The sequence below is a fragment of the Marinobacter sp. GH_1 genome (genome assembly GCF_048595985.1).
GTDB classification, from domain to species: domain Bacteria; phylum Pseudomonadota; class Gammaproteobacteria; order Pseudomonadales; family Oleiphilaceae; genus Marinobacter; species Marinobacter shengliensis.
In genome coordinates this window covers 3,421,758-3,440,793 of sequence record NZ_CP184460.1, presented here as the reverse complement: position 1 = coordinate 3,440,793, position 19,036 = coordinate 3,421,758, and the positions used below count along the sequence as shown (strand labels likewise).

The 19,036-nt window shown below is 55.4% G+C and carries 24 protein-coding genes; 17 read left to right on the top strand and 7 right to left on the bottom strand.

Annotated features, from left to right (window positions below; genetic code table 11):
* Positions 1 to 3: 3 nt before the first annotated feature.
* From ACNSOI_RS15685 to ACNSOI_RS15670, 4 genes are all read right to left on the bottom strand, one after another.
* Positions 4 to 645 carry a cation transporter gene (locus ACNSOI_RS15685; protein WP_420194486.1) on the bottom strand — a complete coding sequence of 214 codons (642 nt, stop codon included), beginning with the start codon at positions 643 to 645 and terminating at the stop codon, positions 4 to 6.
* Positions 646 to 720: 75 nt separating this feature from the next.
* Positions 721 to 1,170, bottom strand: coding sequence for a Cd(II)/Pb(II)-responsive transcriptional regulator (gene cadR / locus ACNSOI_RS15680; RefSeq protein ID WP_420194485.1), 450 nt, complete (start codon positions 1,168 to 1,170; stop codon positions 721 to 723).
* A 10-nt stretch (positions 1,171 to 1,180) separates the two neighbouring features.
* Positions 1,181 to 2,521 carry a sensor histidine kinase gene (locus ACNSOI_RS15675; protein ID WP_420194484.1) on the bottom strand — a complete coding sequence of 447 codons (1,341 nt, stop codon included), beginning with the start codon at positions 2,519 to 2,521 and terminating at the stop codon, positions 1,181 to 1,183.
* Complete coding sequence (locus tag ACNSOI_RS15670) at positions 2,505 to 3,173, bottom strand: response regulator transcription factor (RefSeq protein WP_420194483.1); 669 nt, start codon at positions 3,171 to 3,173, stop codon at positions 2,505 to 2,507. Before ACNSOI_RS15670 ends, ACNSOI_RS15675 begins: the two co-directional genes overlap by 17 nt.
* Positions 3,174 to 3,376: 203 nt before the next feature.
* On the opposite strand from ACNSOI_RS15670, the gene ACNSOI_RS15665 reads away from it, so the two are divergent.
* The 17 genes from ACNSOI_RS15665 (at position 3,377) to ACNSOI_RS15585 (ending at position 17,304) form a co-directional block, all read left to right on the top strand.
* Positions 3,377 to 3,925 (top strand): cupredoxin domain-containing protein, encoded by a 549-nt coding sequence (locus ACNSOI_RS15665; protein WP_138435415.1) that lies wholly within the window; start codon positions 3,377 to 3,379, stop codon positions 3,923 to 3,925.
* A gap of 13 nt (positions 3,926 to 3,938) precedes the next feature.
* Entirely contained in the window at positions 3,939 to 5,717 is a 1,779-nt protein-coding gene (locus ACNSOI_RS15660) for a copper resistance system multicopper oxidase (RefSeq protein ID WP_420194482.1), read from the top strand.
* Complete coding sequence (locus ACNSOI_RS15655) at positions 5,714 to 6,451, top strand: copper resistance protein B (RefSeq protein WP_420194481.1); 738 nt, start codon at positions 5,714 to 5,716, stop codon at positions 6,449 to 6,451. The genes ACNSOI_RS15660 and ACNSOI_RS15655 overlap by 4 nt, the downstream gene beginning before the upstream one ends.
* 157 nt (positions 6,452 to 6,608) lie before the next feature.
* Positions 6,609 to 6,962 (top strand): hypothetical protein, encoded by a 354-nt coding sequence (locus ACNSOI_RS15650; RefSeq protein ID WP_058091910.1) that lies wholly within the window; start codon positions 6,609 to 6,611, stop codon positions 6,960 to 6,962.
* Between the two features lie 11 nt (positions 6,963 to 6,973).
* A complete protein-coding gene (locus tag ACNSOI_RS15645) occupies positions 6,974 to 8,326 on the top strand; it encodes an APC family permease (protein ID WP_152438968.1) in 1,353 nt (450 codons plus the stop codon).
* A 30-nt stretch (positions 8,327 to 8,356) separates the two neighbouring features.
* Complete coding sequence (locus ACNSOI_RS15640; protein ID WP_072676409.1) at positions 8,357 to 8,584, top strand: hypothetical protein; 228 nt, start codon at positions 8,357 to 8,359, stop codon at positions 8,582 to 8,584.
* Complete coding sequence (locus ACNSOI_RS15635; protein ID WP_420194480.1) at positions 8,584 to 11,091, top strand: heavy metal translocating P-type ATPase; 2,508 nt, start codon at positions 8,584 to 8,586, stop codon at positions 11,089 to 11,091. The genes ACNSOI_RS15640 and ACNSOI_RS15635 overlap by 1 nt, the downstream gene beginning before the upstream one ends.
* 33 nt (positions 11,092 to 11,124) lie before the next feature.
* Entirely contained in the window at positions 11,125 to 12,030 is a 906-nt protein-coding gene (locus ACNSOI_RS15630) for a DMT family transporter (RefSeq protein ID WP_342631096.1), read from the top strand.
* Positions 12,031 to 12,161: 131 nt separating this feature from the next.
* Positions 12,162 to 12,368 carry a DUF2933 domain-containing protein gene (locus ACNSOI_RS15625; RefSeq protein ID WP_058091913.1) on the top strand — a complete coding sequence of 69 codons (207 nt, stop codon included), beginning with the start codon at positions 12,162 to 12,164 and terminating at the stop codon, positions 12,366 to 12,368.
* Complete coding sequence (locus tag ACNSOI_RS15620; protein WP_420194479.1) at positions 12,358 to 13,008, top strand: isoprenylcysteine carboxylmethyltransferase family protein; 651 nt, start codon at positions 12,358 to 12,360, stop codon at positions 13,006 to 13,008. The genes ACNSOI_RS15625 and ACNSOI_RS15620 overlap by 11 nt, the downstream gene beginning before the upstream one ends.
* Before the next feature lie 67 nt (positions 13,009 to 13,075).
* On the top strand, positions 13,076 to 13,534 hold the full coding sequence (locus tag ACNSOI_RS15615) for an ATPase (protein WP_342631095.1): 459 nt from the start codon (positions 13,076 to 13,078) through the stop codon (positions 13,532 to 13,534).
* A gap of 137 nt (positions 13,535 to 13,671) precedes the next feature.
* Positions 13,672 to 14,283: an outer membrane lipoprotein-sorting protein gene (locus ACNSOI_RS15610; protein WP_420194478.1), complete on the top strand. Its 612-nt coding sequence runs from the start codon at positions 13,672 to 13,674 to the stop codon at positions 14,281 to 14,283.
* Positions 14,284 to 14,292: 9 nt separating this feature from the next.
* Positions 14,293 to 14,979 carry an ABC transporter ATP-binding protein gene (locus tag ACNSOI_RS15605; protein WP_342631093.1) on the top strand — a complete coding sequence of 229 codons (687 nt, stop codon included), beginning with the start codon at positions 14,293 to 14,295 and terminating at the stop codon, positions 14,977 to 14,979.
* Entirely contained in the window at positions 14,976 to 15,875 is a 900-nt protein-coding gene (locus ACNSOI_RS15600) for an ABC transporter permease (protein ID WP_420194477.1), read from the top strand. Before ACNSOI_RS15605 ends, ACNSOI_RS15600 begins: the two co-directional genes overlap by 4 nt.
* Positions 15,869 to 16,444, top strand: coding sequence for an ABC transporter permease (locus ACNSOI_RS15595; protein ID WP_152438965.1), 576 nt, complete (start codon positions 15,869 to 15,871; stop codon positions 16,442 to 16,444). Before ACNSOI_RS15600 ends, ACNSOI_RS15595 begins: the two co-directional genes overlap by 7 nt.
* Entirely contained in the window at positions 16,437 to 16,649 is a 213-nt protein-coding gene (locus ACNSOI_RS15590) for a hypothetical protein (protein WP_420194476.1), read from the top strand. Before ACNSOI_RS15595 ends, ACNSOI_RS15590 begins: the two co-directional genes overlap by 8 nt.
* Entirely contained in the window at positions 16,612 to 17,304 is a 693-nt protein-coding gene (locus tag ACNSOI_RS15585; RefSeq protein ID WP_420194475.1) for a hypothetical protein, read from the top strand. Before ACNSOI_RS15590 ends, ACNSOI_RS15585 begins: the two co-directional genes overlap by 38 nt.
* Positions 17,305 to 17,393: 89 nt before the next feature.
* Here ACNSOI_RS15585 and ACNSOI_RS15580 read toward each other — a convergent pair whose 3' ends face one another.
* The 3 genes from ACNSOI_RS15580 to ACNSOI_RS15570 form a co-directional block, all read right to left on the bottom strand.
* Positions 17,394 to 17,657 carry a hypothetical protein gene (locus ACNSOI_RS15580; protein WP_420194474.1) on the bottom strand — a complete coding sequence of 88 codons (264 nt, stop codon included), beginning with the start codon at positions 17,655 to 17,657 and terminating at the stop codon, positions 17,394 to 17,396.
* Between the two features lie 148 nt (positions 17,658 to 17,805).
* Complete coding sequence (locus ACNSOI_RS15575) at positions 17,806 to 18,090, bottom strand: hypothetical protein (protein WP_061333250.1); 285 nt, start codon at positions 18,088 to 18,090, stop codon at positions 17,806 to 17,808.
* Between the two features lie 669 nt (positions 18,091 to 18,759).
* The gene (locus tag ACNSOI_RS15570; RefSeq protein ID WP_420194473.1) at positions 18,760 to 19,002 is read right to left on the bottom strand and encodes a hypothetical protein; all 243 of its coding nucleotides are present in this window, start codon (positions 19,000 to 19,002) and stop codon (positions 18,760 to 18,762) included.
* Between the last annotated feature and the right edge of the window lie 34 nt (positions 19,003 to 19,036).

The window sequence follows — 19,036 nt, the reverse complement described above, 5'->3', positions numbered from 1 at the left end:
GACTCAGTTTTCCTGGGCGACCAGCCGGTTCGCGGCCCGGGCATTGGCGATGTCAGACCGGGCATGCCGAACCACGCTGATACCGGCGGTCAGGGCCAGGGTGCCCATGATGCCCGCCACGACCAAGTCCGGCCACGCGGAGCCGGTGCCAAACACCCCCAGCGCTGCGCCCATCACCGCCAGGTTGCCGATGGCATCGTTGCGGCTGCAGAGCCAGACTGAGCGCATATCAGAGTCGCCTTCCCGGAACTTGAACAGCATAACCGCCACACCCACGTTGGCCGCCAGGGCCAGCAACCCGACAAGCCCCATGGTCAGTGGCTCTGGTGTCACGCCGCTCTGGAGCACCCAGATGGCACGGCCCCAGACTACTAGCCCAAAGGTGGCCATGGTTAATCCTTTGACCAAAGCTGCCCGCCCACGCCAGAGCATGCCCATGCTGAGAACGGTCAGGGAAAGCAGATAGTTGGCGCTGTCGCCGAAGAAGTCGATGGCATCCGCCATGAGTGCCACGGAGCCAGACTGAAGGCTTGCCAGGCCTTCCACGAAGAACATGGCGAGATTCACCCACAGGGCAATCCAGAGCGCTTTGCGAAAGCCCGGAGCCGGGCCTTGGGGTTCCGGTGCGGAACAGCTGCATGCCATCAGAGACCTCCTTTGAATCAGGTTGTCTCTATTTAAAAGCCTGAAGCTACTACAGGGTCAACGCTTCAGGCGAGATTATTTTCCGTGGGTGCCGGGAACGTGGTTAGCGTGATGGGTACCCTCAAGCTGCCCGATCTCTGAGTTCAGACCATCCAGAATCCCGCATTCGCTGACGCTTCTCCCCCGGGAGCAGGCCTTTTGTAATCGCTCCAGCGTCTTCTCCAACCGGGCCAGTTCCGCGAGACGCTCGCGCACATGGTTCAGATGTCGGGCAAGCAAGGCGTCTACCTCTGAGCAGTCTGCCTCTGGTTGGTTGGCAAGCTGGATCAGCTCCCGGATTTCGTCCTGGGTCATGTCCAGATTGCGGCAGCGTTTGATGAACAACAGGCGGTCACGATGATCAGAGCGGTACTGGCGATAGCCGCTGGCGCTGCGCTCAGGGCTCGGCATCAGGCCGATCTTTTCATAATAGCGGATGGTTTCTACCGGCAGGCCCGCTGTCTTTGATAGTTCACCTATTTTCAATTTCAGCCCCCTAGGATTTACGTGGCAGATCAACCTCAACGCGCAGGCCGCCTTTTGTGCCATCGCTGAAGTTTATCCGGCCACCGTAGCGCTGCACGATATCTCGGACAATGGCCAGCCCCAGACCATGGCCGGGTGTTTGCTCATCCAGCCTGAGCCCTCGGCTGCCAAGGTGATCCAGGTTTTCCGCAGCGACCCCCGGGCCATCATCGGTCACAACCATCCTCACGGTGTTTGCTGACTCACCGAGCGACAGCTCTATGCTGTGAGTGGCCCATTTACCGGCATTATCGAGCAGGTTGCCGAACACTTCGTTCAGGTCATGCTCTTCAACCGGCCAACGGTGTTCGTCTGTTAAATCCGTCGTCAGCTCAAACGATTTTTCAGGATACAAGCGGCCCAGCATCCACAACAAATCCCTGGCCTGCTTGACGGGTAATGCACTTTTTCCGACCTGCGGCCCGGCAAACTGACTCCGGCGCATCTCGGTTTCAAGCTGCTTGTCGATGTGGCTGAGCCGGCGCGCCATTTCGTCCCTTAAGGCCGTATCCAGGGGGCGGCTGTCGTCCTCAAGTATTTGGCGGACCGCAGCAATGGGGGTTTTGACACTGTGGGAGAGGTTGGCCAGGGCGTCCCGGGAGCGCTCCAGGCGCTGATCCAGCGAATCTAACAGCTGGTTCAGTTGGTTTACCAGGGGCCGGAATTCTTCTGGCGCCCGAACATCAATGCGTGAAATGGTGCCACCCTGCAATTGTGTCAGCGCAGACTGCAGCGAGGCCACTGGCCTCAGGGCAAGCGCGATACCAACCCAGATGACGGCAACCAGTAACAGAATGAGCAGAATCGATACGATGGCCGTCCATGCGTGTAACTCCGCCTGGCTGGACCTGAGCGCGTCCATGTCTTCTGACACGATGATGACATAGGGCACGCCATCAACCGCAATCTGTCGGCGATAAGCAAGTATGTCTGATGGTGCACCGGCGGCTCCGGAGCCCTGAACCCGGATGCTCCCTTGCTGCTCGGTCTCCAGTAGAGGCTCCAGTAAAGGGCGCCAGGATTCCGGAGAAATTGTGGTTACGGTGGGGGAATGAAGCGCGAACGCATGGTGGAAAACTTCCTCGAAATAGTCCCCGGTCTGCAGGGCGTCCAGTTGGCCTCCGGATTGACGCACCTGCAGTTCCAGGAAGGCAACTTCGTCGTGCAATCTGCCCTCCACGAAATCCCGCGACATACGGTCTAACAGCAAGCCATGGACTATCCATGCCAGTGCCATCAACACAATGCCTGATGGCAACAGGAGCGTCAGCAGGGTGGTCCTGACGGACAGGGGTTTAGTGATCGGCATCATTGAAAAGATATCCCTGGCCCCGCCGGGTCGCAATGGTTTCAGCGCCCACCAGTTTCCTCAATCGGCGGATGTAGGCTTCGATGACGTTGTCACTCGGGTTGTCGTTAAGGCTGTAGAGTTGTTCCATGAGCTGGTCTTTGGAAAAGACATGCCCCGGGCGGTTCATCAGGCATCGGAGCAGGCGGAACTCGGTACCCGTGAGCGAGTGTTCGGTGCCATCCTGCATTTTCAGGCTCTGACGGTTTTCATCCAGCTCAAACCGGCCAGCTTTAACGGTAGAGGAAACACGTCCATCGCCGCGCCGGATAATTGCATTAAGGCGGGCGACCAGCTCTTCCGTCTGGAACGGCTTGGCCAGGTAGTCATCGGCACCGGCTTTCAGGCCGTCAACCTTATCTTGCCAATCGCCTCTGGCGGTCAGAATCAGCACTGGAAAATTGATGCGGTGAGCGCGCCATTGTTTGAGCACCGTCAAACCATTGCCATCTGGCAGGCCCAGATCCAGCACACACACGCGATAGCTCTCCTGTGAGCCGAGAATGCCAGCCTCTTTCGCTGTTTGCGCGGTATCGACACTGAAGCCTGATTTTTCGAGCTGACGTGAAAGGCCATCAGCCAATAAGCGGTCATCCTCTACCAACAGTAATCTCATCTCACTCGCCTCGTTTGCAGCGGTTCCTGTTGTACCCCGAAGTACTATGCCGCAGTAGCCTGAATTCAGCCTGAACAGCAATTCATCGGCTTTTTCAGAAAGAATTCAGGTTGGTGGGCCATGGTATCGCCTGTTCACTCTGCATCGGAATGTTGCGCACTATCGGCACGCATTCCACCAGTCACAATACAGGAGACACTCTGATGAGAATAACAAAGTTCATTACTGCGGCGGCCGCCTTGTCACTTTCTGCTACCGCCTTTGGCGCCGGCGCCCATGGGCACAGCCACGGGCATGGACACGGCTCTGGCGCTGCCATTGGTGAACCGGCAAACGCTTCGGAAGCCACTCGCACCGTCACGGTGGCTATGTATGACAACTACTACGAGCCGGAAACCCTCGACATTCAGAAAGGTGAGGTGGTGCGTTTCGTGGTGGAAAATCACGGCCAGTTGGTGCACGAGTTCAACATCGGAACGGCCGATATGCACGAAGCCCATCAGCAAGAAATGGTCATGATGGTGGAGCACGGGGTTATCCAGGGTGGAACCATCAACCACCAGATGATGGAAATGGATATGGGGGGCGGGCACTCCATGAAGCATGACGATCCGAACAGCGTACTGCTGGAGCCGGGCCAGAGCGGTGAACTGATCTGGCGCTTTTCCGGTGACACCACCCTGGAGTTCGCCTGCAACGTGCCCGGCCATTACCAGGCAGGCATGTACGGTGATGTAAGGTTCCAACAGTAACAGGAGTAGAGATATGACGAGACGTCTGATAGCGGTCGCCCTGGCGCTGGTTTTGCCAGCCATCGGTATGGCAGGGGAGTATGACCTGACGGTTGACCGGGTCAAAATTGATACCGGCGACTTCGTTAAGGAAGGCATTGGCTACAACGGCAGCTCGCCGGGCCCGACCCTCCGGTTCAAGGAGGGCGAGGACGTGGTGATCAACGTCACCAACAACCTGAAAGAGACAACCTCGATACACTGGCACGGCCTGATCCTGCCGTTTGAGCAGGACGGTGTGCCGGGCATCAGTTTTCCCGGCATCAAGCCGGGTGAAACCTTTACCTACCGATTCCCGGTGGTGCAGGCGGGCACCTACTGGTACCACAGCCACTCCGGTTTCCAGGAACCGAATGGCGCCTACGGGGCCATCATCATAGAGCCCGAAGGTCGGGAGCCGTTCCGATATGACCGCGAGTACGTGGTGCAACTGACCGATAAACACCCGCATTCCGGTGATCGCATTATGCGGAACCTGAAGTCGTCGCCTGACTACTACAATCGCCAACAGCAAACGGTGATGGATTTCTTTACCGAATCCCGTGAGCAAGGCTTTATGGCAACCCTGCGTGATCGAATGATGTGGGGGCAGATGCGCATGATGAAAGCGGATATTGACGAAGTGCAGGGCTTCACCGGCCTGATCAATGGTAAGGGGCCGGAACAGAACTGGACGGGGCTGTTCAAGCCCGGTGAACGGGTGCGCCTGAGGTTTATCAATTCCTCTGCCATGACCTACTTTGACATCCGCATTCCGGGCTTGAAGATGACGGTGGTCCAGGCCGATGGTAATAACGTCCAGCCGGTGAATGTGGACGAGTTCCGGATTGGTGTGGCAGAAACCTACGATGTGATTGTGCACATCCGTGATGAGCAGGCCTATACCATCTTCGCCGAGTCCATGGGCCGCTCCGGCTATGCCCGTGGCACGCTGGCACCCCGCGAGGGCATGGTGGCTGAAGTGCCGGAACTGCGCAAAGCGCCGATGCTGACCATGGCAGACATGCCTGGCCACATGGACCATGGCGATATGGACCACGGCTCGATGAATCATGGCGGTATGGACCATGGCAATATGAGCGATGGGGCGATGGATCACAGCAGCATGAATCATGGCAACATGAACCACGGCAACATGAATCACGGGAGCATGGATCACGGGTCCATGAACCACGACTCCATGAGTCAGGGTGGCATGGATCATTCGGCCCACGGTGCTGGCATGCCGGAAGACCCCTTCTACGCAAGCGGCAGTGGCTTGCTGCCAACGGCCAGCAATGGCGGTAAGTTCCTGTCTTACTCCGATCTGCGGGCTCAAAGCCCGCTCTATGAGGAGCGTGAGCCGACCCGCGAAATTGAAATGCGCCTGACCGGAAATATGGAGCGCTTCGAGTGGAGCATCAATGGCGTGAAATACAAAGACGCCGACCCGGTCGTGCTGCAATACGGAGAGCGGGTCCGGTTCAAGTTTGTGAACGAAACCATGATGACACACCCGATGCACCTGCACGGCATGTGGTCGATCCTCGATGTCGGGGCCGGTAAGTGGAATCCGATCAAGCACGTGATCAGCGTGGCGCCGGCAACCACGGTGTATATGGAAACCGAGGTGGATGCACCGGGTGAGTGGGCGTTCCATTGCCATCTGTCCTATCACGCAGCGGCAGGCATGTTCCGCAAGATTGTGGTTGAGGGCGGTCCGGATGAAGAAGTCGCCTCTGGCGATGCACGGGCCAAGGGAGGTGACGTATGACAACGCGTAACCAATGGCTCGCCCGGATTTCTGCTTTGACGCTGATGGGGCCTGCCGTCGTGTTGGCAGACGAGGCGATTGATGCGAACAGCGTTAACACGTTCTGGGGTGTCAGTGCTGAAAAATTCGAGTACCGCTACAGCGACTCTGATGAAAAACTGGCAGTGATTGAATCCGATGCCTGGTATGGCAGCGACGAACTGAAGTTTCGGTGGCAGTTCACGGGGGAGTGGGAGGAAGCCCACAACGCCTGGGAAACTCTGGAAAACCAGTTTCTGGCCCAGACACCGATCAGTGAGTTCTGGGATGCCAAGGCCGGTATTCGCATCGATACACCGGAAGGCCCGGACCGGGTCTACGGTGTGATCGGGCTCACTGGTTTGGCGCCGTACTGGTTCGAGATCGACACCAACCTGTATGTCAGTGATGAAGGCGACGCCTCGGTGGATTTTGAGGCTGAGTACGAGCTGCTGATCACCAATTACTGGATTGTCTCCGCTACCTTTGAAACCCTGCTGGCGTTCTCTGAAGACCGGGAAATCGGCGTGGGTAAAGGGATCAACTCGACAGAAGTCGGTTTGCGTCTGAGTTACGACCTGATCGACCGCTCTTTCTCGCCTTATGTGGGCGTGGTCCATGAGCGTAAATACGGCGACACCGCCGATTTCGCTCGCGCCAGTGGCGGAGGTACCGAAGACTGGTTCGCGGTGGTTGGGGCGAGACTGGCCTTCTGATCACCGTTTTAACGGGCTCCGGGAATTCCTGGAGCCCGTTTTCCATCTACTATTTGATGTATGTCAGTTCCATCGAAATCCTTCGTCTCTTTTCAGTTTTAGTTCAGGTTGGGGTGCTGTAATAAAAGGAATTAACCTGGTGTAGAGGTGCAGCCCGATGACAAAAACACACAAAGCAACCAGTCAAGAACAGTTTCTGATGCACAGGAAACTGACAGTACAAGGCCTTGGCGAGCGGCAGTGGGAAGAGCTCATCCAAGAGCTCAACAATAACCCCGGCGTCGATTTTGCCGAGCGCAAATCCGGCAACCAGTTGCATGTCACCTATGATGGCACACATTACTCTACTGACGAGTTGATTGAGTTGATTGGGGCTCATGGCGGCGGCCTGAAGCCCGGGTGGTGGACTCGCCGGAAACTGGCTGGATATCGTTTTACAGATGAAAACGTCCGGGCCAATGCCAAGCATGTACCTGTCTGCTGTTCGAAAATGCCACCGATGAAAAAGTGACCGGAGGCTAAATGAGCAAGGAACAGGACAGAGTCACTCGCTACAAAAAAGGCAGCCTCACGCTGGCGGGTACGGTCATGCTGGGTACCGGTGTCATGATTGGCGCCGGTATTTTTGCATTGACCGGGCAAATGGCACAAATGACGGGTGCTCTGTTCCCGCTCGCGTTCCTTGCAGCGGCGGTGATTGTCAGCTTCAGCGCCTACTCCTATATTAAAATCTCCAATACCTGGCCGTCTGCGGGCGGTATTGGCATGTACTTGCACAAGGCCTACGGCAATCGGCTGCCAACCGCGTTTAATGCCTTGCTGATGTATTTTTCCATGGTGATTGCCCAGAGCTTTCTCGCGCGCACGTTTGGCTCCTACACCATGCAGCTTTTCGGAGGCGATGAAAGCGGGGGAATGGTTCCCATTTTGGGGGTATCACTGATTCTGGTGGCATTTCTTGTCAATCTTCAGGGCAACCGGATGATTCAGGGCGTGGCTTCCTTTATCGGGGTCCTGAAAATCGGCGGCATATTGATTTTTGGGTTGGTTGGTTTGTGGATTGCCGACAGCATTTCGGTCGATTTCTCGAGCCCGGGCGACGCTGGAGCTGCTGGTAATTTTCTGGGAGCTACTGCGCTCGGGATTCTGGCTTTCAAGGGTTTCACCACCATCACCAACAGTGGCTCGGAAGTTAAAGACCCGAAGCGAAACGTGGGGCGCGCCATTGTTATTTCCATTGCGGCCTGCGTGGTGATTTACACGCTGGTCGGATTTGCTGTCGCCAGCAACCTGTCATTGGCTGAAATTATCGAAACGCGAGACTACTCCCTTGCCGCTGCCGCGCGCCCGGCACTGGGGGAATACGCTGTCTGGTTCACCGTTGCCATTGCCATGATGGCTACCGCCGGAGGTATTCTGGCCAGCATTTTCGCGGTATCCCGGATGCTCGCGATGCTGACGGAAATGAAACTGGTTCCTCACCGGCATTTCGGCATGCCGGGTAGCATCCAGAAGCACACACTGGTCTACACTGTAGCTCTGGGGCTGATTCTGACCGCATTCTTTGACCTCTCCCGCATCGCGGCGCTGGGCATTGTGTTCTATCTGATCATGGACATAGCCATCCATTGGGGCGTACTTCGCTATTTGCGCGAAGATGTGCAGGCCAAAGCGTGGGTGCCAGCTATCGCCATTTTGCTGGATTTGCTCGTCCTTGGAGGCTTTGTCTGGGTCAAACTGAATACCGATCCGTTCGTTATCGGCGTGGCAGTTGTCACCATGATTGCAATCGCGGTAGTCGAGCAGATCTTCCTGAAAAAGTCTGAGAATTCCCGGCAATCGGGACATGAGAAGCCTCATGAACATAACCACTAATAACCAGGATACAACGAGGAGGGCAGGACCATGATGGAAGATAATATGTTTGGCCACACCATGTGGGCAGGGCATTGGCTGTGGATGCTGGTGATTGCCATCGTTGTTGTCATTCCGGCCTGGCGCATTTGCCAGCGCACGGGATATCCGGGCTGGATGGGCATCCTGATACTGATTCCCATCGTCAATCTCGTATTACTTTATTTCATTGCGTTCAGTGACTGGCCAAGCAACAGAAACAATGACGGGAGATCTTGATGAACAGTACGAAAACACAGGCACCGCAAAGGCAAAGGGACCTTGAGCTGATTGTGCCGGGAATGGGGTCAGACCACTGCGCCGGCATTATCAACAAAACGATTGGCCGCTTGGACGGAATCGACCAGATAGAGACTAACATTGCCAAACATAAGGTGAGTGTTCGCTCCCTTGCGTCGGGCCCTGACGGAGATGCTGTAAGAAAGGCAGTGGAGGGGGCTGGCTACGATGTGGCTTCCGTCAGAGAGGTTGGCACCAGAACGTTCAAGGTGACTGTTCCGGGGATGGGGTCTGATCACTGCGCAGGCATCATCAAAAGCACACTTGGGCGACACGACGGCGTGCAGACCATTTCAACCAATATCGCCAACCACACCGTAAGCGTGGTGGTCGGCCCGGCGGGTCCTGCAGAGCAGGAGCTGAAGAAGCTGATCGAGGGCGCCGGATACGACGTTGCCGCTGTTGCGCTGGAGGGAGACACCAACCAGGAAGAAGACTCAGCCGTCGAGGAGGCTTACCTCAAGCTTGCCTTGCGAAGGCTCTGGATTGCTGCGGTACCGACCACGCTGATCATGCTGCTGATGATGCCGCATATGTTCTGGCAGCCCATCCCGGGCTATCTGGCGATTGTCGTCGTGCTGGCATTCCCCGTGGTGTTTCTCTTCGGCGGTGCCGCTACCCATAAGGCGTCCTGGCGCTCCCTGAAGAACGGCACCTTCAACATGGATGTGCTGATATCCATGGGCAGCCTGCCACCGTTCATCATTGGCCTGGTGGGCTTTGTCTATCCGATGACCTCCTTCATCGAGATGGCTGCCACCATCATGACCTTCCATGTGCTTGGTCGGTACCTGGAAGCAAAAGCCAAGGGCAAGGCCTCGGAGGCCATCCGGAAATTGCTCACCCTCGGCGCTAAGACCGCGCGCGTGGAACGGGAAGGGGAAGAGGTCGAAATTCCCGTGAAGGATTTGGCTCCAGGCGACATCATGATTGTCCGGCCCGGTGACAAGGTGCCCACTGATGGTGAAGTGGTGGATGGTGAGAGTCATCTGGATGAATCCATTGCCACTGGCGAGTCTGTCCCGGTATACAAAAGCACGGGAGACACGGTTATTGGTGCCACCATCAACAAGGAAGGTCGCCTGAGAGTCAAGGCTACCCGTGTTGGTGGTGATACCTTCCTGGCCCAGGTGGTGAAACTGATCGACGAGGCTCAGGGCTCCAGGGTGCCAATCCAGGAGTTTGCTGACCGCATGACCGGTCGCTTCGTGCCGCTGGTTCTTGTTATTGCCCTGGGCAGTCTTGTGGTCTGGCTGTTTGCAGGCGATACACTCCGACCAATCCTTGAATGGGGCGCCGCTTTCCTGCCGTGGGTGGACCCGACGGCGGCCACGCCGGTGCTGGCTATCCTGGCGGCTATTGCGGTGTTGGTGATTGCCTGCCCGTGCGCCCTGGGACTGGCAACGCCAACGGCCCTGATGGTGGGGTCAGGTATTGGTGCCGAGCGCGGCATCCTGATTCGCTCGGGAGAGGCTATCCAGACCTTCAAGGACATCAAGGTCATGGTGTTGGATAAAACCGGAACAATTACCCGGGGAGAGCCAAAACTCACGGAAACCGTCGTCGCCACGGGGATAACGGAAACCGAACTGCTGGAGCTTGCGGCTGCGGTAGAGAATGCCTCTGAACACCCCATCGCCCGAGCGATCGTCGACGGCGCCCGGGAGCGGGGCGTAAAGCCCGGTGATGTATCTGACTTCCGCTCCACCGGTGCCCGGGGCGTGTCCGGAACCGTGGCGGGTCAGACGGTGCTGATCGGTAACCGTCTGCTATTGGAAGAAAGCGGTGTGCAAGGGCTGGACGCCCTGGACCAGGCGCTTCAGGACCTGGAGGGCAAGGGCAGAACCGCCGTCATTGTCGCCCGCGACGGTCAGGCCTGCGGCATTGTCGCGGTAGCCGACACGCTCAAGGACGAATCGGTGGCCGCCATTCGGGCCATGCACGAGCAAGGACTGTATGTTGTGATGATTACTGGTGACAACGAGCGTGCAGCCAACGCCGTTGCCCGTGAAGTGGGCATTGACGAGGTTCGCGCCGGGGTGTTGCCGGAAGGCAAGGTGGATGCCATTCGGGAACTGCAGGAAAAGTACGGCAATCATGTTGCCATGGTGGGTGATGGCATTAACGACGCCCCGGCACTCAAACAGGCTAACGTAGGCATTGCCATAGGCGCTGGTGCGGATGTGGCTATCGAAGCTGCTGACGTTACCCTGGTCCGTGGCGAATTATCTGGTGTTGTTGACGCCATGGTGCTGTCACGTGCGACCTTCAAAAAGATCGTTGAGAACCTCCTATGGGCCAGTGGATACAACGCTGCGGCTATTCCTATCGCCGCGGCGGGGCTGTTGCACCCGATGATCGGTGTGGTGGCAATGACCGCCAGCTCGCTGTCCGTCATTGGTAATTCGATGTTGCTGCGTCGGCGTTACGATAAAGTGCGCCGCTAACATGGTGAACCGTGGTTGGCGTCGGGTCAGTTGATGTCGATACGATCAATTGTCGGCATGTTGCTTGTCACGGTGTTATGGGCAATCTGCTTTCCCTTTATCGTGGTGGGTCTTCCAGACGCGCCACCCTTGCTTTTTGCGGCGTTACGGGCATTGCTGGCGGGTATCTGCCTGGTTCTGATCGCCCTTGCAAGGGGCGGTCGCGTCCGATACTCCCCCCGACGGTTTTTTTTGTTGACGGCTATCGGCTTCAGTTACACGGGTATGGGGCTTGGCGGGATGTTTCTCGGAGCCGGAGAATTGGGCCCCGGGCTTGCAACCGTTTTGGCAAACGCACAACCACTTTTTGCAGCTGTGTTGTCCTATTTTTTCATCAGGGAAGTTGTGAGCGGGCGTCTGTTTGCCGGATTACTCATTGGCTTTATCGGTGTTGTGGTGCTCGCAGCGCCTGACATGGAAGTAAGTAACTCCAGATTCATAGGATCGGTTTATATTCTTGGTGGCGCCGTTGGTACTGCCATTGGAAACGTACTGCTTAAATACCAGGCCGGCAGCGATGATATCTACTGGTCAATGGGCATTCAGCTTGTAATTGGTTCAGTTTTTCTGGGTTTTGCTTCTGTCATCCTGGGCGAAGGCATGGACATTAACTGGACCTGGTCGTTTGCCACCGCTGCTTTAATGCTGTCCATTCCCGCTACGGCACTGATGGTCGTGTTGTGGTATGCCCTGCTGGCAAGCGCTCCTTTGAACAGTCTCAATTCGTTTACCTTTCTTACGCCGGCCATAGGTGTTGTTATCGGGCTACTGTGGTTTGGGGAAACCTTCACTGTTGTGGAAATCACCGGCATTAGTATCACAATTATTGGTCTGATTATCGTCATGAAAGCACCGGGCGAAGGCGGGAGGGTGCGCGAAGTTCGTCCAGGAATTGATTGAGATCAACTCTTTTTCCAAGCTGACTGAAGTGTTCAGTTTGAATTCAGACTTCTGTGATTACCTAGACTTATCACTTGGGTTTAGGAGCTGGTAAGTAAAAATTGCTTGTCACAGCTTCAGGAGAATTCGTTATGGAATTTAGCCGTCGATATTGGATTACGCTTTCTTTCTTCGGTGTGATTGCTCTGGTTCTCCTTTGGGGCGAGCACAAGGTTCATATTCTCGGCGCACTGCCGTGGTTGATTCTCCTGCTGTGCCCGCTAATGCATATATTTATGCACGGAGGCCATTCCGGACATCAACATGGTCCGAAAAAGGAAGATCACCATGAGCAATGAAGCAACTGACTACGGGCTCTGGAGTCTCGTCGTCCTGAACTCTGCTGTTTTTATCTTTTTTGCGTTCAGCTTTTTCAAGCCTAAAACTAAGCGCGACTGGCGCTCGTTTGGTGCCTTTAGTGCGTTTCTGGTCGCGTTGTTTACTGAAATGTACGGTTTCCCGTTAACTATTTACTTCCTTGCGGGCTGGTTACAAAGCAGCTACCCAGATGTTGACTGGTTTTCCCATGACAGCGGGCATTTACTGGAAATGTTGTTTGGGTGGCAGGGTTCTCCCCACTTCGGGCCATTCCATTTGCTGAGTACCGCTTTCATTGCGGGTGGATTTTATCTGATCGCGGCCGGTTGGCGCACACTGTACACCGCTCAGAAAGAGAGCAAACTCGCCACCAGTGAGCTTTATGCCTGGGTTCGTCATCCGCAATATGTCGGGTTTGCACTGATCATGTTTGGCTTTCTCCTGCAATGGCCGACGCTGCTTACCCTGGCAATGTTTCCGGTACTCCTATGGATGTACTCACGTTTGTCCATTCATGAGGAGAAAGATATCGAGAAAGAGTTTGGGGAGGCGTGGCGCGACTATGCGGCTAAAACACCACGGTTTATCCCAAGTTTCCGGGATTTTCGACAACGGATTTAGCTTCATGGCCAGGGCGCTGAATTGGCATCGCAACGACGTGCGTTCAACTTAAGGAGAGTAAGCCATCATGGATATCAAAAGCTTTGGTGAGTTGATCGAGTGGACCCGAGACCTGCACACGCATCTGGCCCAGTGTCTCGGGCACTGCGCCACGCAGCATGAGGAGGAAAGGGCAGGAGCGTTATTGGAGTATCTTGCATCTCACGAATCGGAACTTGCACGGATCGTCGAAGAGTTTGAGGGTCAGAGTGCCAGTAACACACTGGAAACACGGGTCTATGACTACCTCAGACACAATCCGATAGAAACACACCGCACCTGCGACGAGCCATACGCCAAACTGGATTTCCAGGGAATCTACCGCGAGGTTATGGATTTCCATGAGCAAGTCATGAATCTGTACAAGAATCTTTTGGGTAAAGCGGAAATCCCGGAAGCTCGAGAGTTGCTGGAAGGACTACTGGAGATGGAAACGAACGAGTCTATGCGCCTGGCCCGGCAAATAGGACGGATGGACGATCTGTGATTCATTACAGGCTTTCCTGCTTTCTTCTAATTGTTTTGTTTTCTGCCCCTCTTCTGGCGAGCACGCCTTCGGCGGTTTCTTTAATTGAACGCATGGAGCAGTTGCTTTGGTCCACCTCAAGTCACGGCCGCTCCACCATGCGTATCGAGAGTGACTACTGGACTCGGGAACTGCAGCTGGAAGCCTGGATGGATCGGCCGGATCACACCTTGATCCGGATCCACTCGCCCAAGAAAGAGGCTGGAGTTGGTTCGCTGAGAATTGGCGATGCCATGTGGAATTACCTTCCCAAAGTTGATCGCACGATCAAGATTCCACCGTCAATGATGCTACAGCCATGGATGGGGTCCAACTTCAGCAACGATGATCTGGTCAAGGAAAGTTCATTTGTCGACGACTACACCCATGAGGTTGCCGGGGTAGATGATTCTGGCGAGGTGCCGGTGTACCGGGTCGTCTCAACGCCACGGCCCGACGCGCCGGTTGTCTGGAGTCAGCTTGAATTCCAAATTCGCGCGGATGCTATTCCCGTGTCGGTGGCCTACCACGGGGAGCGGGATCAAGTCGTCAAACGGTTGACCTATGACCAGGTCAAAACCTTGGGCGGGCGCCGGATCCCTACTCGCTGGACGATGGTTGGCGCGGATAATCCTGCATCCCGCACGGTCATCCGCATTGAATCCATCGAATTCGATATTCCTGTAGACGAGGCGCTTTTCTCATTGCGTCGCCTGCGCAACCCGGAATGAGACCCCGCTATGAGCATCGTCAATGTGCAGAACGTGTCGCGGATTTATCAGCAGGACTCAATCGCCGTCAAGGCGCTGAACGATGTATCCGTGGTGATCGAGCCCGGTGAGTTCACAACGCTGGTGGGGCCGTCGGGTTCGGGCAAGACTACCCTACTGAACCAGATCGGGGCCCTGGACGAACCGGATACGGGGCGCATTCAGGTGGCGGGTGAGGAAATCACCGGGCTCAGCCGCAAGAAGCGCACCATTCTGCGGTTGTGGAAAATCGGTTTTGTGTTTCAGGAATACAACCTTATCGGCGTCTTGTCGGCTCAGGAGAATGTGGAGTATGTGCTGATGCTTCGCGGCATTCCGTTTCGGGAACGACGGGCCGAGGCCCGGCGCATTCTCGCGGAGGTCGGGCTGCAGGGGATGGAACAGCGTCTGCCCCATGAACTCTCCGGCGGCCAGCAACAACGTGTCGCGGTGGCCAGGGCCATCGTCAGTAAGCCTGCGATTGTCCTGGCCGATGAGCCAACCGCCAATCTCGACTCCGCAACCGGTGCGGCCCTGCTGGACCTGATGCGGGGTCTGAACTCGGAGCACGGTATTACCTTTGTGTTTTCCACCCACGATCCGATGGTGATGGAGCGAGCGCGCCGGGTGATTCATCTGCGGGATGGCGGTGTCGAGCGTGAGGAGCTGCGACCGTGATCGCGTGGCTGCGACTGGCGTTCGGCAATCTTCGGGTCAATCGTCGGCGTACCGGCATCACGCTGCTGTCGGTGGCCGTGGGCGTCGGAGGTCTGGTGTTTCTCTGGGCTTTTATCGATGGCATCAATGCCCAGATGATCAACAACATGACCGGTTATGTAACCGGCGACCTGAAAGTGCACCAGCGCGGATTTCACGACGACCGGGAAATGAACATTGCCGTTGCCGAGCATTGGAACCTTGCTCAGGAAATGTCCTCCGTAAGCGGTGTCGCGGCGACCACTCCCAGGGTGACGGGCAATGCGTTGGCCAGCCATGCCGACCAGTCACGGGCCTTGCAGGTGATGGGGGTCGACAGCACAACAGAGCCGCAGGTAACCCGGCTTGATCGGTCGATCATCCGCGGCCGCTATCTGGAGGGGGACAATGAGATCGTTATGGGCGTGGACGCCGCCAGTGCCCTGAGTACCTCCCCGGGAGATGAGCTGGTGCTGGTGGTTCAGGCAGCGGACGGCTCCATTGGCGCAGACCGGTTCGAGGTGGTGGGTGTTTTCGAAACCGGCATCAAACGTATTGATGGATTTGTAGCCCAGATGCCCCTGGCATCCGCCCAGACGCTGTATGCCTTTGAAGGTCGGTTTACCGAGATTGCGGCCCGCGTAGAGGACTCTGACCAGCTCGAAGCGGTGGTTGGAAGCCTGCGGAAGCAGCTGCAGGAACGCAATGTGGAGGTCCTGGGCTGGCTGGTGGAGATCTTGCCTCCAGCGCCCAGACCATTCGCGGCATCTACCGCACCGGCAGTGACCTGTTCGACACAGAGTATGCATTCATCGATATCAATACAGCCCGAACACTGGGCGGCCTGCAGGAGGACGAAGTTTCACGGATCGTGCTGAGGCTGTCAGATCGCTCAGACAGTGTGGCCCTGGCACAGACCCTGAACCAGTCGTCGCCTCTGACCAACCACGGGCTGGTGGCCCAGGACTGGGAAACCTTGCTGCCGGTGGTTGTGCAGATGGTGCAAATGAGCCAGGTGGATTTCTACCTCATTCTGTCGGTGGTCTTTGTGGTGGTCGCGATTGGCGTCATGAACACCATGGTGATGTCGGTGATGGAGCGTACCCCGGAACTGGGCGTCATGCTGGCACTGGGTACGAGAGGTGGACAATTACAGCTGACGATTCTGTTTGAGGCATTCTTTCTTGCGGTGTTGGGTATGGTGGCAGGAACGGTGGTTGGCGGCCTGCTTGTGTTCTGGCTTGGCCAGACCGGTATTGATCTGTCCTCGGTCAGTCGCTCTCTGGAAGCCATCCCCGGTATCATCGACCGCATCTATCCGGTGTTGATTTTCGATCATGTCTGGCTTCCCAGCCTGCTGTTGTTCCTGTGCTCCGTGCTGGTAGCGCTGTACCCGGCGTGGCGGGCCTCACGACTGGACCCGGTTGAGGCCATTCGGCATGGTTGATCGCACTCCACTGGTGGCGGTGGGCCTGGCCTGGCTGATGCTGGCTTCGAACGCTGCGGCTGATTTCAGCCATTCCGGATCGCTCAAGAATCTCAGTGCCGGGTCGCGCTCGCTGGTTGATGAGGATCGTTACTTCTCGAACCTTACCCGCCTGCGTCTGGAACCCCATGGACATTCTCAATCCTGTCAGCCCCCTCAACCTTGAACCTGATGAACGGATTGGCGTGGACGCCGTGTTATGGGACAGCCCCTGGGGGGCAACCGGCCGAATCAGCGCTGTTCATGCACTGCAACACAGTGACAAGGAGGCCAGCACGGCGGCGAGGGCCAAGCGTTTTGTTGCCGGGGTCGATGCCAGTGTGATGATCGGCGATTTTGCAGGCACGACCAAAGCGGGTGTCAGCGGCAGTAGCTCAGTGGCCGGCACCGGTTGGCGTACTGAACTCGTCTGGAGCGAAGCAGATACTGGCGATGGTTACTGGCAGGGCGTGGCAGATCTGAACTGGGCGTATCGCAACGGCTTTAACCTGGCATTGGAGTATTTCTACAACGGTCAGCCCGCACGGCCCGGAAACCTGGACCTTTTGAGGCTGGTTTCCACCCGCCCACTGTATACCGGGCGCCATTATATCGGGCTGCTGGCATGGCAGGATATAAATCCGTTCTGGCAGTATCGCGTGGTGGTCATCCGCAATGCCGATGATGCCAGTTGGGTACTTTACCCCCGGTCCACATGGACGCTGCCATTCAAACGGGAAATTTATCTCACGGCAGGAGCCCAGTGGTTCGGAGGTGACGACGACAGCGAATATGGGAGATTAGAGCCGGTCGGGCTAATGGAGTTACAATGGTTTTTCTGAACATATAGTTAGGAATTATATGATAAATAGCCGATGATCTTTTCGTAAGATGACCGGCTATGTTTTAACATGATGTTCGCTGCACCGATTTAGTGATGATTATGGTTAATAGGCGCTCTCTCTGATTGTTCTTTTCCGTAATTAACTTCGCGTGATTCATCCTGGTTTGCCTGAGATTTTTTTACCATCCCATGGTTTTGTTTCTCATGCATACAGTGCATGTGCATGCTTTTAGTACGCTCTGTTTTGTTAGGGTAACTGCGTTCTTCATTGATGCGATCGGCCAAGCCGCCGGCCGTGGCCATGGTTGAAAATGCAGCCATGATTGCAGTAACGATAATTAGTTTTTTCATAATGTTGATCTCTCTTTCTATAAGCTGACTCGGTAATTCAAGTCAGGTTCAGGTTGGTATGGTTTACTTGCTGGCGTTAGAACGCCGGCTGCTCAGCATTCGAGTCAGGCGGTGCCTGCGTCTCCGCGAGCTGACTTTGCCGCATGGTTTACCCTGCGGTATTTTTTTGCTTTTTCTCCAATGCCTTATGATAGGCGCGACCCTCTTTCGTCATCATTTGCAGGCGAGCCTCCATACCTACCTCGGAAATGGCATGGCGCGTCATGTCCCTGTGCAAACGCCGCATATCGTCATTCTGAAGAATCTTTTCAACGGACTCGGTGTTCATCATTTGGCTGTGCATGGCCTTCATGTTCTTATTGTCTGACATGTTGCCTGCAAGTACGGATGTTGAAATCGTGACGGCTGCTGCAAATACAAATAACGTTTTCATTATTACACCTCCGGGTTGTTTGATGGCTCTATTGAAACATCGGTTTCTGAAATGACCCTGAATTTTAATAAAAAAACAAAGAATCTCGATATTCCTAACTCTCCGTGAGGTGTCGGAGGGTGTGGAGGTCAGCGCAATCGACCCCGTGGTGTCCATGTCCGCCATTGATAATGACGAACTCAAGCAGGTTGCCGGCAAGGTCAGGGATATGCTTTCTGAGGTTGTTCAGGCGATCTGAAACGTTAAAAACCTCCCGGATGCTGTTGCCGGGAGGTTTTCCACTTTTTCAGGCTACTCCTCTACAGCTCAGGGCCTGCTCAAAGCATCTTTTTCAGCTCACCATAATCACCACCGGTGCGCAGCACCACGGTCACATCATTATTGTTGCGGTTGCGAAAAAACCAGCCATGGTTGCCAGTTAATGCCGGTGGTCACATGGACAGGCACCGATGTACTGCCTCTCGCCCAATGGGTTTTCTTGCCGTTGTTAACAGTATTGGTTGTCAAATGGATGTTTCTTGGATGGTTGATCTTGAGAGACAAATGAAAGAGTGATAATGGTGAGATGGGGAAGCAAATTTTTATATATTTAATGCGCAATAAATAGTCGGCCACCTTTTATAATAAGTGGTCGACTATTTGTTTGACTTGCTAATTCTGAAATTTCATTCAAGAATGAGTGTGATCCATGTCTTTGTTGCCTGATTCACTTTCTTCGTATTTCACAGCTGATTCACTAATATTCCGGTGATTGGTTTTGTTTTGTGTGCAGATCATTTTAGGTTTTTCTGCACTGATTGTTTTGTTCGGGTAACTGCGTGCTTCATTGATACGATCCGCCAAGCCCGAGTTGGCAGTAGCCATGGTTGAAAATAAGGCAGTGACTGCAGCAGCGATAATTGCTTTCTTCATGATATTTTCCTTTCTTGCCATAAACAGGCTCAGT

Excerpts from the sequence above, each read along its gene's own strand:
- ACNSOI_RS15685 (WP_420194486.1), bottom strand. The coding sequence starts at position 645 with ATGGCATGCAGCTGTTCCGCACCGGAACCCCAAGGCCCGGCTCCGGGC.
- ACNSOI_RS15675 (WP_420194484.1), bottom strand. The coding sequence starts at position 2,521 with ATGATGCCGATCACTAAACCCCTGTCCGTCAGGACCACCCTGCTGACG.
- ACNSOI_RS15670 (WP_420194483.1), bottom strand. The coding sequence starts at position 3,173 with ATGAGATTACTGTTGGTAGAGGATGACCGCTTATTGGCTGATGGCCTT.
- ACNSOI_RS15665 (WP_138435415.1), top strand. The coding sequence starts at position 3,377 with ATGAGAATAACAAAGTTCATTACTGCGGCGGCCGCCTTGTCACTTTCT.
- ACNSOI_RS15660 (WP_420194482.1), top strand. The coding sequence starts at position 3,939 with ATGACGAGACGTCTGATAGCGGTCGCCCTGGCGCTGGTTTTGCCAGCC.
- ACNSOI_RS15655 (WP_420194481.1), top strand. The coding sequence starts at position 5,714 with ATGACAACGCGTAACCAATGGCTCGCCCGGATTTCTGCTTTGACGCTG.
- ACNSOI_RS15650 (WP_058091910.1), top strand. The coding sequence starts at position 6,609 with ATGACAAAAACACACAAAGCAACCAGTCAAGAACAGTTTCTGATGCAC.
- ACNSOI_RS15645 (WP_152438968.1), top strand. The coding sequence starts at position 6,974 with ATGAGCAAGGAACAGGACAGAGTCACTCGCTACAAAAAAGGCAGCCTC.
- ACNSOI_RS15640 (WP_072676409.1), top strand. The coding sequence starts at position 8,357 with ATGATGGAAGATAATATGTTTGGCCACACCATGTGGGCAGGGCATTGG.
- ACNSOI_RS15635 (WP_420194480.1), top strand. The coding sequence starts at position 8,584 with ATGAACAGTACGAAAACACAGGCACCGCAAAGGCAAAGGGACCTTGAG.
- ACNSOI_RS15630 (WP_342631096.1), top strand. The coding sequence starts at position 11,125 with ATGTCGATACGATCAATTGTCGGCATGTTGCTTGTCACGGTGTTATGG.
- ACNSOI_RS15625 (WP_058091913.1), top strand. The coding sequence starts at position 12,162 with ATGGAATTTAGCCGTCGATATTGGATTACGCTTTCTTTCTTCGGTGTG.
- ACNSOI_RS15620 (WP_420194479.1), top strand. The coding sequence starts at position 12,358 with ATGAGCAATGAAGCAACTGACTACGGGCTCTGGAGTCTCGTCGTCCTG.
- ACNSOI_RS15615 (WP_342631095.1), top strand. The coding sequence starts at position 13,076 with ATGGATATCAAAAGCTTTGGTGAGTTGATCGAGTGGACCCGAGACCTG.
- ACNSOI_RS15610 (WP_420194478.1), top strand. The coding sequence starts at position 13,672 with ATGCGTATCGAGAGTGACTACTGGACTCGGGAACTGCAGCTGGAAGCC.
- ACNSOI_RS15605 (WP_342631093.1), top strand. The coding sequence starts at position 14,293 with ATGAGCATCGTCAATGTGCAGAACGTGTCGCGGATTTATCAGCAGGAC.
- ACNSOI_RS15590 (WP_420194476.1), top strand. The coding sequence starts at position 16,437 with ATGGTTGATCGCACTCCACTGGTGGCGGTGGGCCTGGCCTGGCTGATG.
- ACNSOI_RS15585 (WP_420194475.1), top strand. The coding sequence starts at position 16,612 with ATGGACATTCTCAATCCTGTCAGCCCCCTCAACCTTGAACCTGATGAA.
- ACNSOI_RS15580 (WP_420194474.1), bottom strand. The coding sequence starts at position 17,657 with ATGAAAAAACTAATTATCGTTACTGCAATCATGGCTGCATTTTCAACC.
- ACNSOI_RS15575 (WP_061333250.1), bottom strand. The coding sequence starts at position 18,090 with ATGAAAACGTTATTTGTATTTGCAGCAGCCGTCACGATTTCAACATCC.
- ACNSOI_RS15570 (WP_420194473.1), bottom strand. The coding sequence starts at position 19,002 with ATGAAGAAAGCAATTATCGCTGCTGCAGTCACTGCCTTATTTTCAACC.